This is a genomic window from Conexibacter woesei DSM 14684, from assembly GCF_000025265.1.
Classification (GTDB): Bacteria; Actinomycetota; Thermoleophilia; order Solirubrobacterales; family Solirubrobacteraceae; genus Conexibacter; species Conexibacter woesei.
The window spans coordinates 4791052-4805833 of sequence record NC_013739.1; the positions used below are offsets into that span (position 1 = coordinate 4791052).

A 14782-nucleotide genomic window follows, 5' to 3' on the forward strand; every position below is an offset into this window, starting at 1 on the left:
CGCGGGGCGGGCTGAGCGCCTACGCCTACCGCGGGAGGAGCCGGAAGCGGACGACGACGGCCGCGTCCTCCAGCCGCGCCACCAGCGTGACCGGGCGGCCGATCCGCAGCAGGCGTCCGCGGGCGGCGGCGTCGAGCCGGACACGCAGGCGCACGAGCCCGGCGGCGCGGCTGCTGCCGCTGGCCGTGCCGACGCGGGTGGTTCGCAGGCCGAGCCGTCTCGCGGCGGCGGCGCTGACCGTGAGTGGCGTGCGCAGCACGCACGGCGCCGCGCAGCGCAGCACGACGTTCGTGCGGCCGGCGACGACGGCGCGCACGTCGCGGTTCTGCTGCCGTCTGCCGCTCACGCGGGCGGCTGGCGGCGGGTCATCGCGCGGCGGGGCCGGTGTGGGCGGGTCGGTTCTCGGCGGCTCCGCTCTGGGGCCGGCTCTCGGCGGCGCGGACGCGCGAACGCGGACCGTCCACGCACGCGCAGATGCCGGCGACACGAGCCCGTCGACGGTCCGCTGGCGGACGGCGAAGCTGTGCGCGCCGGGCGCGAGGCCGTCGAGCGTGACGGTGGTCGTCCCGGCGTCGCTCGCGTAGCCGTCCGCCGCCGCGCCGCACGGCTCGAACTCCGCGCTGTCGAGCGCGCACTCGTACGCGGCGTCGTCCTCCTTGCCGGCGAGCGCGAAGGTGACACGCGTCGCGTCGGACTCCATGCCTTCGGCGGGACCGCCGGCGAGCGCCGGCGCAGCCGGCAGCGCGCGCACGGGCGCGGTCGGCGGCGTCGCCAGCAGCAGGTCGGGCCCGCCGACGGCACCCGCGACGGTTGCCCGCACGCGCAGCCACAGCCCGACGTCGGCGGCGGTCGGCTCGTAGCTCGCGCCGCTCTCCCCCGCGATCGTCGTGCACCCGCCGTCCGCGTTACAGCGCTCCCAGCGGCGCGCGCTCGCGTCGGCGGCGGCGCTCCCGTCGAGCGGACGGCCGACGCGCGCGATCGCGGGGGCGAGCGGCGTCGCGTGGCGGATCGTCGCAACGAGCGCGGGATCGTTCGGCGGGTTCGGCGTCCCGTCGTTCGCGATCCGCAGCGAGAACGTGCGGTCGCCGTCGGCGAGCGCGGCCGGGTCGACGGGGACTGTGACATACGCCCGCAGGCGCATCGCCGAGAGCTTGATCGTCCCGCTCGTCGCGACGTAGTCGACGCCGGCTCTCGCCGTCCCGTCGACCGTCTCGTACCTGATCCAGGCCGGCGCGCCGCCGTTTTCGCGTTCGAGCAGGAACGTCGCGGTCCCCGCGAGCGGGTCGACCGTCACGGATCGGTCGCCGAACTGCGCGTACGGCGCTCTGACTGCGCCGAGGCAGCGGACGATCCGCTCGCCGTCTCTGACGACGATGTCGTAGAGGCCGCCGTCGCACGCCCAGTCGGCGTCGAGGCCGCTCGACGCGCCTCGGTTCGCGATCGTGCCCGTCGCCCGCGCCCGCTCGAAGTCGGCGATGTCGCCGACCGGGTCGCCGAGGGTGAGCGTGAAGGTGCGATCGTCGCCGCCGGAGGCGCGCGCGAGCACCGGCACCGCGACGGTCGTGCTCGTCTCGCCGGCCACGAACGCGACGCTGCCCGTCGCCGCCGTGTAGTCGGTGCCGGCGAGCGCGCTGCCGTCGTGCGTCGCGTACGTCAGCGAGAGCGCCGGTCCCGCCGCGCGGCGCGTGACGGTGAAGGACATTGCGGTCGTCGCGCTGGTCGAGCGGACAGCGTACGCGTCCCGCACCGCGACGCGCTGCCAGTCACGGATCGGGTCGGGGTCGGGCGTGGCCGCGAGCGCCGGAGCGGTGACGAGAAGGAGCGCGAGCAGGGCGGCGGCAAGCCCGGTCGCGCGCGTGCGGGAGGAGGACATCGCCCCGGGCTATCGGCGCCCGGCCAATGCCCCTTGAATCGACCTGCGATGCGCTGACCAGCACCCGAAAACGGGGCGTTTTGGAGGGGAATTCCGATTGATGGAAGACGTCGAAAGTCCCGCCGGCAGCGGCCGACTACAGCGCTTATGACAAGACATGGACGTCTGTCCCTTCCCCTCCCGCGCGCGGTCGCCGCGGCGGCGCTGTGCGCGCTGCTCGCGCTGCTGATCGCGACGCTCGGCGCCGAGCGCGCCGCCGCCGCGCCGGCCGGCGCGGCGGTCTGCACCGCGGCCGACTGCCCGTCGACGGGCGCGCCGCAGCAGCTCACCTTCTCCGCCCCCGCCGCGAGCGCCGGCGAGCGCTCGCGCGGCCCCGCGTTGCTGGCTCGGCCGGCGCGGCTGCACGTCGCCGTCAGCGGCGTCCCCGCCGGCCGCACGGCGACCGTCGTCGTCACCAGCCCGCGCGGCAGACGCTGGCGGATCGCCAGAACGCGGACCTTCCGACCGCGCGTCCCCGGCCGCTGGACGGTGACCGGCCAGCGGATCGTCCGTGAGGACGTGACCCTCTTCCCGAAGCACCGCAGCTCGGTCGTGCAGGTCCGCAGAGGCGGCCGCGGCACGATCCGCGTCGCCTACGTGCAGTCGGTCGCCAACGAGACGGCGGTCGCGCCGGCACGTGCGATCAAGTCGTTCGAGCGCGACGGCGGACGCCTCGTGCTGACGGTCGCCGACCCACAGCGCAAGATCGCGGCCGGCGGCGTCGTCGCCGCCGGCGTCAGCGAGGCGACCCCGCAGGGCGCGCTGATCGCAGTCTCGTCCGTCCGCCGCTCCGGCACGACGGCGGTCGTGACGGGCACGCAGGCGCCGCTGTCGGCGATCGGGCCGCAGGCGCGGATCACCGTCAGACCCGAGCTGACGCTCGGGCAGGACGGGCTGGCGCGCGCCTCCGCCGCGCAGCCCGGCGCGGTCGAGAAGCCGTACAAGTGCTCCGGCGGGGTCAGCGCCTCGATCAACGGCTCGGTCGGTCTCGACGCCGGCGCCGAGATCGGCATCTCGTGGGGCGGTTTCTGGCACCCGCTGACGGTCAAGGCGATCGCAGCCGCGCGGCTGAGACAGAGCGCGCAGCTGTCGCTCGTCGTCGCGGGCAAGGCGAAGTGCGAGCTCGACGTCGACCTGCTCAAGAGAGACATCCGCTACAGCCCGATCACGTTCACGGTCGGCCCGGTGCCGGTCGTCATCACGCCGAAGCTCAACTTCCGCGTCTTCGCCGAGGGCTCGGTCCAGGGAGCCGTCGAGACGAGCGTCAGACAGTCGCTCGACGCGCGCGTCGGGCTCGAGTGGGACGGCGACGACCTGATCCCGATCAAGTCGGTCACGAACAGAACCTCGTTCACGCCGCCGAAGCCGCAGTTCGACGCGTCGATCGAAGCGGGGCTCGGACCGAGGCTGATGTTCGACGTCTACGAGGTCGGCGGGCCGTACATCACCGGCGACGCGCTGGCCCGCTTCGACGTCAGCAGCCACAAGAACCCGTGGTGGAGACTGTCCGCAGGCTTCCAGGCGGGCGCCGGCATCAAGTTCAAGGTCTGGAAGTTCACCTTCAACCGACACAAGCCGGACCTGCTGTCGAAGCTGTGGACGCTCGCCGAGGCGAAGGGCGCCGCTCCGCCGAGCGTCACGCAGGAGACGCTGCCCGGCGCCGTCGCCGGCACGCCGTACAGAACGACGCTGACGGTCACGCGCGGCACGAAGCCGATCGCGTGGTCGGTCTCGGCCGGGACGCTGCCGGCGGGGCTGACGCTCAACCCGTCGAGCGGCCTGATCTCCGGCACGCCGGCCGCGACCGGGACCGCCTCGTTCACCGTGAAGGCGACCGACGCGCAGAAGCAGGTCGCGACGCGCGCGCTGAAGCTCGCCGTCGCCGCTCCGGCGCCGTCGATCGCGCCGGCGTCACTGCCGGCGGCGACGCTCGGCGCGCCGTACAGAGCGCAGGTGACGGGCACCGGCTCGACCACGCCGTACGCCTGGTCGGTGTCGGCGGGCGCGCTGCCGGCCGGGCTCTCGCTCGACCCGCGCAGCGGCCTGATCTCCGGCGTGCCGAGCGCTACAGGCACTGCGTCGTTCACGGTCGCGCTGAGCGGCGGCGACGGCCAGCGCGCGACCCGCGCGTACGCGGTGAAGGTCGAGGCTGCACCGCTGTCGATCCCGCAGCAGACGCTGCCGGGCGCGACCGTCGACGCTGCCTACACCGCCTCGCTGTCCGCTGAGGGCGGCGTCGCGCCGCACAGATGGGCGGTCACCGCCGGCGCGCTGCCGGCCGGGCTGACATTGGCGGACGACGGCAGGCTGACCGGCACCCCGACGGCGCCGGTGAGCGCGACGTTCACCGTGACGGTGACCGACGCGGACGGCACGAGCGCGAGCCGTGAGCTGACGCTGACGGCGGCGTACCCGGCGCTGTCGGTTCCGCAGCAGGCGCTGCTGGCGCCGATGGCCGGCCAGGCGTACTCGGCGCAGCTGAGAGCCGACGGCGGCGGCGCGCCGCTGACGTGGAGCGTGTCGGCCGGCGCGCCGCCGGCGGGGCTGTCGCTCGCGGGCGACGGCACGCTGGCCGGCACGCCGACGACCGTGGGCCCGTCGACGTTCACCGTGACGGTCCTCGACAGATACGGCCAGGAGGCGGAGCGCGAGCTGACGCTGACGGTCGTCCCCAACGCCGTCGAGGTCGTGACCGCCACGCTGCCCGGCGCGAGAGTCGGGACGGCGTATGCGCAGACACTCGACGGTCGCGGCGGCCGAGCGCCGTACACGTGGTCGCTCGCCGCAGGCAGCTCGCTGCCGACCGGGCTGACGCTCGACCCGTCGACCGGAGCGATCTCCGGAACGCCGACGACTGCCGGGTCGAGAACGTTCACCGTCAGAGTCGCCGACGCCGACGGCGTCACCGCGACGCGCTCGCTGTCGATCGCGGTCGCAGGCAACACGCCGCAGGACCTGCGGAGCGTCGCGTGCCCGACCGACACGTTCTGCATGGTCGGCGACCTGGGCGGCGGGATCGTGACGTTCGACGGCACGAGCTGGGGCGACCGCGAGGTCGTCGTGCCGGGCGACATCGCACAGCGGATCTCGTGCGCGACGGCGACCGACTGCCTGGTCGTCACCTGGAACGGCAGAACGAAGGTCTGGTCGGGCGGCACGTGGACCAGCGGTCCGGACGTGCCCAGCGAGGAGTTCTCCAACGCACTCAGCTGCATCACGGCGACGAACTGCTTCCTCGGCGGCCAGGCAGCCGGCGCCAGAGCGGCGGTGTGGCACTGGGACGGCAGCAGCTGGACCGCGCCGGACGACGCCGTCGGCGCCGGCCGCGCGGTCAGCGGGGTCTCGTGCCCGACCGCGACGTTCTGCGCGGCCGCGATCGGCAACGTGCACACGGTCTCGTTCTGGAACGGCGCAACGTGGGAGACCCCGGTCTCGCCGGGGATCTTCAACGGCTCGTCGCTCGGCTGCACCGCTGACAGAAGATGCGTCCTCACCGACGCCACCGGGCAGGGCGCCTTCTACTCCGGCGGCACGTGGAGTTCGAGACGGATCGGCAGCGGGTCCAATGACCCGGCCCCGGTCGGCTGCTCGCGCACCGCGTCGTTCTGCGCCTACGCCTTCAGCGGCGACGGCGGCAGCCTCTTCACCTGGGGCGCGACCTCGACCGAGGCGGCCGGCAGAGGCAGAGACGTCGCGGCGGTCGCATGCTCGTCCGCCGACCTCTGCGTCGCGGTCGGCCCCGGCGGCGTCGCGCAGCGCTGGGACGGCACGAGCTGGGTCGACGAGGGGGTGATCGCGGCGGGCTGACCGTGTCGGGACGAGCGGGCGCCGCCTGAATGTGGCTGCGCCCGCCGCCCGCGTCAGTTCGTGGTGAGGCCTGCCGTGACCTGGCCCGTGAACGTCGTCGACTCGTCGGTCGTCGAGACCACGCCGATGTAGAGCATCGAGCCTGCCGAGACTTCGAGCGACGCGGTGCCGCTGCACGAAGCCGTGTACCCGAGCTGCATCGGACTCGTGCCGAAGAGGCTGCAGCTGACGGGCGTCTGGGAATACGGCCCCCCGGGCGGGCCCATGTACAGCGAGACCTCGAAGGCGGGGGTGCTTGACGGGAACGCCGCCACCGCGTTCGTGTACGCGAAGCGGAAGCCGGTGATCGTGACGTTCGCCGGGACGATCTGCGCCGCCGCCATGATCGCGGGATCGAGGCTGGACGGCGGGTAGGACGTGGTGTTGGTGGAGCTGCTGGAGCCGAGCAGGCCGGAGACCGGGAGCAGCGTGGTGGCCAACGGCAGGCCGCCGAGCGCGCTGCTGACTGTCACCGGGCCGCCGCTCATGAGCATGGCGGGACCGGTCGGGCCGGCGGGACCGGTGGGGCCGGGGGGACCGGTCAGGCCGGGGCCGCCCGTCGGCCCCGCGGGACCGACGGAACCGGTGTCGCCCGTCGGGCCGGCGTCGCCCGGGGCACCGTTCGCGCCCGCGGAACCGGTCGGGCCGGCCGCGCCGGCCGGGCCGGCGTCACCCCTGGCGCCCGCGTCGCCTCTCGCGCCCACGTCGCCCTTGGCGCCGGCGTTGCCTCTCGCGCCGGTGGAGCCCGTGCCGCCCTTCGGTCCGCGCGGCCCCTCGACGCCGGTGACGTTCCACACGATCTTCGTCTGGCCGCGCGGGCAGTGCGCGTTCTTCGTCGTCAGCTGCAACGTCTTCGAGTTGCCGGCGACGCACGCGTAGACGCGTGACGAGTCGGTGGCGGCGGTCGCAGGCGACACAGTGCTCGACGCACCGAACAGCAGTGCAGCGACGCAGACGGCGGCGACGGAGCGGGGGAAGACCGAGCGTGCGGACATGCCGCAACCGTACAGTGTGCGGTAGGACGATCAGCCGCCCCTCGTCATCTGCCGCGGTTCCTGAGACGGATCGCGGAGTCCGACAGCTAGGGTGCCGGCCATGCCCTCCGTCCCAAGGCTGCTCGCGCTGCCGCTTGCCCTGATCGGGCTCGCCGCGGTCGCCCCCTCCGCTTCGGCGGCTGTCACCTTCGGTCCCATCCAGAGCCAGTCGGTCGGAGGGAACGACGTCTACTCGTTCGCGGTCGACGACTTCAACGGCGACGGTCGTCCCGACGCGGCCCTGTCGCGCCGTGACTTCGCCAGCAACACCGACGCATATCAGGTGATCCGCTCGCGCCCCGGGGGAGCGTTCCACGCCCCGATCGGCCTGACGCCCATCTCGCGCGCCGACTACACCACGACCGGCGACGTCAACGACGACGGCCGGCCCGACATCCTCTCGGCCGACGCGTTCAGCGACGAGATCGTCGCGCAGCTCAACCGCGGCGGCACGTCGTTCAGCGCTCCGGTGACGACCAACAACGGCATCGGCGCCGCGACGGGCATCGTGTCCGGCGACGTCGACGGCGACGGCTTCGACGACGTGGTCGTGGCGGCCAGCAGCGGCGAGATCATCGTGATGATCAGCAACGGCGACGGGAGGTTCACCAGCACGCTCGCCGCGACGATCCCGGACGTGTACCTGATGGACCTCGCCGGCGGCGACTTCGACGCCGACGGCGACCTCGACCTGGCGGTGACCGACTACGACGCCGGGCTCGTCGTGCCGATCGCGGGCGACGGCGACGGCGGCTTCACTCCGCTCACCGGCGTCCCGTTGAGCACGTGCGCGTGCAACAAGGGATGGCCGGTCACGTTCTCCGACGTCGACGGCGACGGTGACGAGGACATCGTCGCGTCCTCCTACGGCTATCCCGAGGAGGAGAACCCAATGCTGACGCTGCGCTCCAACGGCGACGGCACGTTCGCGCCGGTCCGCGGAACGACCCTGGCCGTGACCCAGGACGTCGCCACCGGCGACCTCAACGGCGACGGGAACGCCGATGCGGTGGTGCTCGATTTCCAATCGACCGGCGTCGCGGTCGTCAAGCTCGGCAACGGCGACGGGACGTTCGGCGCGGACACCAGCTTCACCGTCGGCAGCTTCCCCAACGACGTGGAGCTGCTGGACTGGGATCTCGACGGGGACACCGACATCGTGGTCGCCGACGGCGACGGGATCCTCCAGGTCCTGCCGAACACGAGCGTCCCGGCGATCTCCTCGAGCGGCGACGTCGCCTTCGGCGACCAGCCGATCCGGACGATCAGCGAGCCCGAGGTCGTCACGATCACGAACTCCGGCGACGCCGTGCTCCCCATCACGAGCGTGAACGCCGGCGGGACCGACGCCCGCGACGTGCTCGTCAGCGCCGAGGACTGCACCGCCGCTCCGGTCCCCGCCGGGGACAGCTGCGAGATCGTCGTGCGGGTGATCCCTGGCGCGACCGGCGGGCGGACCGCGACACTCCTCGTCGCCAGCTCCGTCCTGCCGACCGCGACCGTCGCCGTCACCGCGACCGGCACCGCGCTGCCCGCGGGGCCGCAGGGTGAAGACGGGCCGCAAGGCGAACCAGGTCCCCAGGGTCCGGCCGGCCCCGGCGGCGCTACCGGCCCGACCGGCGCCACCGGACCCGCCGGCGCCACCGGCCCGACCGGCGCTACCGGCGCTACCGGCGCGACCGGCGCGACCGGCGCCACCGGCACGACCGGCACGACCGGCCCCCACGGAGCGACCGGCCCCGCCGGCGCGACCGGCCCCCGCGGCGCTATCGGCCCCGGCGGCGCGACCGGCGCCGCCGGCCCGACCGGCCCGGCGGGTGCTCGCGGCACCACCACGGTCCTCGCCACCGTCCTCGCCGAGTCGCGCTTCAGCGTCCGCGCGAACAAGCGCAAGGTCGTCAGGTTCGGTGTCACGACCGCGAGCCGGGCGGTGGTGACCGTCACCAAGACGAAGGCGAAGAAGGCCGCTGCGACCATCGGCACGACGCTGAGAAAGGCCGCCGCCAGCAGCGTCACCGTGCCGAAGCTCCCGCGCGGCGCCTACACGCTCAGGCTCATTGTCACCGCCCACGACGGCACCACCGCCACGGCCACCGCGCGGTACGTGGTCACTCGCTAGAGACCGCCGTCCCGACCTCCCACAGCCGTCTGACCTGTGCGGCCGTCGGCGTGGCGGTGCGGCGGTAGACGGCGGCCTCGTCGAGCGCGCCGTCCCATTCGAGGTACATCCGCGACGACGGGTCGCTCGCGCTCCAGGTGCGCCCGCTCGCGCCGAGCACGAGCCGGCCGCGGTCGGGATAGTGCTCGTCGGGGAACACCGGCGGCGGTGTCGGCGGGAGCTGGAGGTTCGACTCCAGCCGGCCGGCCTCGGCGCCGTCGACGTACAGCCGCATGACGCGGTCGGTGCCGTAGGCGGCGACGACGAACGACCAGCGGTCGAGCGGAAGGCCTCTGTTGATCGTGACCGTGCTCCACGCGGTGCCGAGCGGCAGGCGCTGGTAGCGCGAGAACGTCAGCCGGTCGCTGCGCGCGGCGACGAACCACCCGCCCTCCTGCTGCTCGTGGCCGCCGATGCGACGCGAGTTGCCGTCGAGCGTGCGCGGCTTGACCCAGATCGCGAGCGCGAACGACTCCGTTCCCGGGGCGGGCGCGACGACGCCGTCGGGGTCGCCGATCAGATGGCTCTGCCAGACCCGTCCAGCGTCGCGCCGGAGAGATTGACGGCGGCGTTCTCGTCGCACGCGATCGCACCCGGCACCCGCCGCTCGACCTGGCTGCCGAGGTCGAGCGTCGTGCCGACGCCGGTCAGCCAGTCGAGCGCCCAGTCGTAGTCCTCCCCGAGGCGCCAGTACCAGCTCGGCTGGCTCTCGATCACCGCGGCCGTGTACGGCGTCGGCTCGCAGTGCGGCGCGCCGCCCGGCGTCGAGCAGTCCGGTGGCGGCGGGCAGTCGCCGGCGACGGCCGCGGTCGCCGGGGCGAGCAGCAGCGTCACCGCGCAGGCGCCCGTGAGGACCGCGCGGAGCGTTCGTCGATGCATGAATTCACCCTAGCTGCGCCAACCCCGCGTGTGCCAATGCGGATCTGGGATCGACGCGATGCCGCAGCCGCATGAACGACGACGGCCGGCGGTCGCGCTGGGCGACCGCCGGCCGTTCGGTCTGCGGGGACGCAGGTTCTCATGGGACTACGCGGCGACGGGCACGGCGGCCGGCTCGATCGCGAGCGCGATCGCGCCGCCGGCGTCGCTGGCGACGACGCGGTCGCCGTCGTTGAGGCGACCTTCGACGATCGCCTTCGTCAGCTCCTTCTCCAGCGTGCGGCGCACGTGGCGCTGCAGCGGGCGGGCGCCGTACTCGGGGTCGAAGCCCTCGCGCGAGAGGCGAGCGATCAGCTTCGGCTCGACCTCCAGCTCGATGTCGCGCTCGGACGCCAGCCGCTCCTCGACACGCTCGACGATCAGCTCGCCGATCCGCTCGACCTGCTCGGCGCTGAGCGCGTCGAACACGACCAGCTCGTCGATCCGGTTGACGAACTCCGGCAGGAAGGCGCGCTTGGCGGCGGCGACCATCTGCGCCGCGACGTCGCCGCGCTCGCCCTCGCCGTCGCTCGTCGCGAACCCGAGCGCCTGCTTCTTGGACTTCGGCGCGCCGAGGTTCGACGTCATCACGAGCACCGTGTTGGCGAAGTCGACCGTGCGGCCCTCGCCATCGGTCAGGCGTCCGTCGTCCATCACCTGGAGCAGGACGTTCCAGACCTCGGGGTGGGCCTTCTCGATCTCGTCGAGCAGCACGACGCTGTACGGGCGCCGGCGGACCGGCTCGGTCAGCTGACCGCCGTCGCCGTAGCCGACGTAGCCGGGCGGCGACCCGATCAGCCGCGCGACCGTGTGCGGCTCGCGGAACTCGGACATGTCGATCCGGACGAGCGACTTCTCGGTGCCGAACAGCCGCTCGGACAGCGCCTTCACCAGCTCGGTCTTGCCGACGCCGGTCGGGCCGAGGAACAGGAACGTACCGAGCGGGCGATCGCCCTCCGACAGCCCGACGCGAGCGCGCCGGATCGTGTCGGCGACCGTCTCGACGGCGCCGTCCTGGCCGACCACGCGTGCGTGCAGGTCGGCTTCCAGCTCCTGGAGCTTCTCCAGCTCGCCCGCGACCAGCTCGCCGACCGGGATCCCGGTGCGCGCCGCGACAACCGCGGCGACGTCGGTCTCTGTGACCGCCAGGCTCGCAGTGCCGGTGTCGCCGGTGCTCGAAGCCGCGTCCGCGCCGTCCGCGGCCAGCGCCGCGAGCTGCTGCTCGACGCCGTCGATCCGCTTGCGCAGGTCGGCCGCGTCCTCGTACGCCTCGGCGTCGACGGCCGCCTGCTTCTCCGCCTGGAGGTAGTGCAGCTCGCGCTGCAGCCTCGCGACGTCGGACCGCTCGCCGTGCAGATGCACGCGCGCGGACGCCTGGTCCATCAGGTCGATCGCCTTGTCGGGCAGGTGGTACTCGGTCACGTAGCGGTCCGACAGCCGCGCCGCGGCATCGAGCGCCGCATCGGCGATCTTCACGCCGTGGTGCTCCTCGTACGCCGGCCGCAGGCCGCGCAGGATCGCGACCGTCGCCTCGACGCTCGGCTCCTCGACGTGGACCGCCGCGAACCGCCGCGCGAGCGCGCCGTCCTTCTCGATCTTGCGGTACTCGGCCAGCGTCGTGGCACCGACCACGCGCAGCTCGCCGCGCGCCAGCAGCGGCTTGAGCAGGTTGGCCGCGTCCATCGCGCCCTCCGCCCCGCCCGCGCCGACGATCGTGTGCAGCTCGTCGATGAACAGAACGACCTTGCCGTCGGTCGCGACGACCTCTTCGAGCGCCGTCTTCAGGCGCTGCTCGAACTGGCCGCGGAACTGGGCACCGGCGACCATGCCGCCGAGGTCGACGGAGACGATCCGCACCTCGCGCAGCGTCTCGGGGACCTCGTTGCGCGCGATCCGCAGCGCGAGGCCCTCCGCGATCGCGGTCTTGCCGACGCCGGCCTCGCCGATCAGGACGGCGTTGTTCTTGCGCCGGCGCGCGAGCACCTCGATCGTCTGCTCGATCTCGTCGTCGCGTCCGATCACTGCGTCGATGCGGCCGACGCGCGCGTCCTCGGTGAGGTCGCGACCGAACTGGTCGAGCGTCGGGGTGCTGGAGTCGCCGCCCTCGCCGCCGCCGCCCGCGAGCGCGGGCGCTGTGGCACCGGGACCGCGCGCGGCGCGGGGCCCGCCTGCGCCGCCCGGACCGCCGGCGATCGGCGGGAACGGACCGAACGGGCTCGGCCGCATCGGCGGCTGACCGCCGGCCTGTCCGGCCAGCAGCGTGCGGGCGCACGTCTCGCACAGCACGCCATCGACGCGCTGACCCTGCGCGGACCAGGCGACCTGGACGGTGCCCTGTCGCCTTCCGCAGACGGCGCACTGCTGGGCGCCGCCGGAATGCTCGTGGTTGGCCATGTCTGTCTCAGCTCTCTCGTGGGGATCTAAGTCGTGTTCGCTTAGATTACCAGGAGTGCTTGCGTGTGCAACTACCTGTGAGCGACCGCACACAAGCACGCCGCGAGCGCGGCGGGAACGGCGGCGCTGCGAGGGCGATCAGGGTCTGTCGGGGACGATCACGGTGCGACCGTCGGCGAGTCTGTAGACCGTGCCGAGTCTCTCGCCTCTGCCGATCGCTCTCTCGCCCGGTCTGACCTCGATCGTTCTGACCGTGTCGTCTCTTCTGACGAGGATCGAGCCGACCGGGGCGCGCTCGCCTCTCTGCGCGTCCGATCTTCTGCCGACGAGGTCGTCGGTCAGGTTCAGCGACGAGAGCGACGCCAGCAGGAACGCCAGCGACAGCACGATGCCGAGGTCGAACAGGTTGACGAGACCGTCGAGCGGGTCGCCGGCGCGGTCCTCGCGCGAGCGCGCACGGGCGCGGATCGTCGGCTGGCCGGGTCCGGCCGGCTGGTTCACGACGGCGCCTCGGCGGACAGCTTCTCGGCCGCGCTCTCCATCCCGACGCTCTGGCGCGGGTGGGTGTGCAGCATCGTCGCCGCCGGGACGCTCGCGAGCTGCGCGTTGACGTACTCGACGTCGGAGTAGTCCTGGTCGTACATGCGGTCGCGCACGAGCGAGACCGCGAACGCGACCGCGCCGACGAGCAGGCCCGCGACCGTGACGCTGAACGCGACGCGGAGGTCGTCGGTCAGCCGCACGACGTCGCCCTCGCCGAGCGCCGCGAGCGCGGGCGACAGCGGGATCAAGGTGCCCATCAGTCCGAGCGCCGGCCCCATCCGCACGAGGATGCGGGTGCGCTCCAGCCGCTTGACGGAGCGGTAGTCGTACTCGGCCAGGCGCTTGGCGATGCGGTTCGCGGCGTCGGGATGGTCGCGCTGCTCGACCGTCGCCTCAAGCGCCTCGTTCATCGCCTCGTTGTAGCCGACGCTCTTGACCGCGCGCAGGGCGGTCGCTCTGTCGCCGGCCGCGAGCGCCTCGCGCGCGAGGTCGACGGCGTGCTCGGTGCGCGCCACGCTGCGGACGCGGCGGCGGCGGACCTCGGCCAGCAGCGTGCCGACCTCGGCGATCACGACCACGAGCGCGAGCACGGCCAGGATCAGCACCGGGTAGCGGAGCGCGTCGGAGATCTCGAAGAGGATGTTCTCGATCGTCATGGCTTGAAATACGGGAGGGTCGTGCGCGATTCGAGCGCCCATCCAAGCATGACGAGCGCCGCGAGGCCTCCCAGCACCCACACGACGGCGGGAATGTCGAGCGGCGTCGCCGCGTCGGCCTCGGAGACGACCTTGTCCGGGCTCTCTCTCTGTGCGCCGCCGGCGGGCAGCGGCGCACCGTCGGCGGAGGCGAGCAGATAGCCGTCGACGGTCTCGCCCGCGGGCTCCGGAGGCGGGGCTCTCGCGCGCGGCTGCGGTCTCGGCTGCGCGGGGGGCGGCGTCGCGGGCGGGGTCGCCGCCGGAGTGGGCCCGGTCGGCGCTGCGACCGGCGGGGTCGTCGTCACGCTGCCGCCGGCGCCGCCCCCGGTCCCGCTGCCGCCCGTTCCGGTCCCGCTGCCGGTCCCTCTCGTGCCGTCGCCGCTGCCGCCGCTCGCGTCGTCTCTTCTGTTGCCGGACTCGCGCGCGTCTCTGTTTCTTCTGCCGCTGACTCTCGGCGGCTCGCTGACGCTCACCTCGACCGACGGCGGCAGCTCTCTGTCGGCCACGCCGCCGATGTAGATCGTGACGCTCGGGTTGTACGCCCCGACGTTCTTGAACGACTTCGACATCGTCGTCTTGCGGTTTCTGACCGGCGGCTCGCCGTTGTTGAAGTCCCACTCGAACTCGACGGCGGCGGCGTCGAGCCCGGGCGGCAGCGTGACGGTGAACTGGACCAGCTGGTTGACGCGCACCTGCGGCGGCGAGGCGGTCAGCCGCGCGGTCGCGCGCAGCGTCAGTCTGAGGACGCCGTCGACCGCGGTCGCCAGCTCGGTGCCGCGCGCGTCGACGTCGGTCTGCGGGCGCAGCAGGTGGAGGATCCCCTGCTCGTCGGCGAAGACGACGATCTGCTCGCCGGACTCCTGGAGGATCTGCGGCGCGAGGATGTCCATCTCGCCGCCGTCGTCGCGGGTCGTCGTGACCGTCGTGTACGACCGCGACCCGATCCGCATGTGCGCGAGCAGCGACCGCAGCGTGATGCCGTCGACCGTCTTGGTCGATCCGTCCGGCAGCAGGATCTGCTGCTGGACGACGTCGCGTCTGCTGTCGAAGTCGGAGAACGGCCGCGTCCGCGGCTGGCTGCCGTCGCCGAGATCGAGCGTGATCGTCGGCGCGACGGGCTGGCTCCCGTCCGGCGGCGGGGTCTCCTGCGCGTGCGCCGGCAGCGCGACGGCCAGCAGCAGCGCGACGAACGCGAGCGCGAGGCGCAGCGGGCGGATGCGATGGTCTGAGCGGCGCATGGGTGTCGACGGGACGGGGACGACGCCGGTCAGCACGCGACGCT

The 14782-nt window shown here is 73.5% G+C and carries 10 protein-coding genes; 2 read left to right on the forward strand and 8 right to left on the reverse strand.

Annotation, left to right across the window (positions count from 1 at the left end; genetic code table 11):
* Positions 1–25 precede the first annotated feature (25 nt).
* On the reverse strand, positions 26–1873 hold the full coding sequence (locus tag CWOE_RS22575) for a Calx-beta domain-containing protein (protein WP_012935961.1): 1848 nt from the start codon (positions 1871–1873) through the stop codon (positions 26–28).
* Positions 1874–2020: 147 nt separating this feature from the next.
* On the opposite strand from CWOE_RS22575, the gene CWOE_RS22580 reads away from it, so the two are divergent.
* Positions 2021–5719, forward strand: a complete 3699-nt coding sequence (locus CWOE_RS22580) for an Ig domain-containing protein (protein WP_012935962.1) — start codon at positions 2021–2023, stop codon at positions 5717–5719.
* A 53-nt stretch (positions 5720–5772) separates the two neighbouring features.
* Here the strand turns inward: CWOE_RS22580 and CWOE_RS31255 are convergent, their stop codons facing one another.
* The gene (locus CWOE_RS31255) at positions 5773–6753 is read right to left on the reverse strand and encodes a collagen-like protein (RefSeq protein WP_012935963.1); all 981 of its coding nucleotides are present in this window, start codon (positions 6751–6753) and stop codon (positions 5773–5775) included.
* 100 nt (positions 6754–6853) lie between these two features.
* Here CWOE_RS31255 and CWOE_RS31260 point away from each other — a divergent pair, with 100 nt between their 5' ends.
* A complete protein-coding gene (locus tag CWOE_RS31260) occupies positions 6854–8911 on the forward strand; it encodes an FG-GAP-like repeat-containing protein (RefSeq protein WP_012935964.1) in 2058 nt (685 codons plus the stop codon).
* Here CWOE_RS31260 and CWOE_RS22595 read toward each other — a convergent pair.
* From CWOE_RS22595 to CWOE_RS22620, 6 genes are all read right to left on the reverse strand, one after another.
* Positions 8901–9533, reverse strand: coding sequence for a LamG domain-containing protein (locus CWOE_RS22595; RefSeq protein ID WP_012935965.1), 633 nt, complete (start codon positions 9531–9533; stop codon positions 8901–8903). The two genes, CWOE_RS31260 and CWOE_RS22595, sit on opposite strands and share 11 nt — an antisense overlap.
* Positions 9467–9829 carry a hypothetical protein gene (locus CWOE_RS33605; protein WP_041730847.1) on the reverse strand — a complete coding sequence of 121 codons (363 nt, stop codon included), beginning with the start codon at positions 9827–9829 and terminating at the stop codon, positions 9467–9469. Before CWOE_RS33605 ends, CWOE_RS22595 begins: the two co-directional genes overlap by 67 nt.
* A gap of 147 nt (positions 9830–9976) precedes the next feature.
* Entirely contained in the window at positions 9977–12262 is a 2286-nt protein-coding gene (locus tag CWOE_RS22605; RefSeq protein WP_012935966.1) for an ATP-dependent Clp protease ATP-binding subunit, read from the reverse strand.
* A gap of 138 nt (positions 12263–12400) precedes the next feature.
* A complete protein-coding gene (locus CWOE_RS22610; RefSeq protein WP_012935967.1) occupies positions 12401–12763 on the reverse strand; it encodes a DUF2149 domain-containing protein in 363 nt (120 codons plus the stop codon).
* Positions 12760–13461 carry a MotA/TolQ/ExbB proton channel family protein gene (locus tag CWOE_RS22615; protein ID WP_012935968.1) on the reverse strand — a complete coding sequence of 234 codons (702 nt, stop codon included), beginning with the start codon at positions 13459–13461 and terminating at the stop codon, positions 12760–12762. The genes CWOE_RS22610 and CWOE_RS22615 overlap by 4 nt, the downstream gene beginning before the upstream one ends.
* A complete protein-coding gene (locus CWOE_RS22620; RefSeq protein ID WP_012935969.1) occupies positions 13458–14738 on the reverse strand; it encodes a PKD domain-containing protein in 1281 nt (426 codons plus the stop codon). The genes CWOE_RS22615 and CWOE_RS22620 overlap by 4 nt, the downstream gene beginning before the upstream one ends.
* Between the last annotated feature and the right edge of the window lie 44 nt (positions 14739–14782).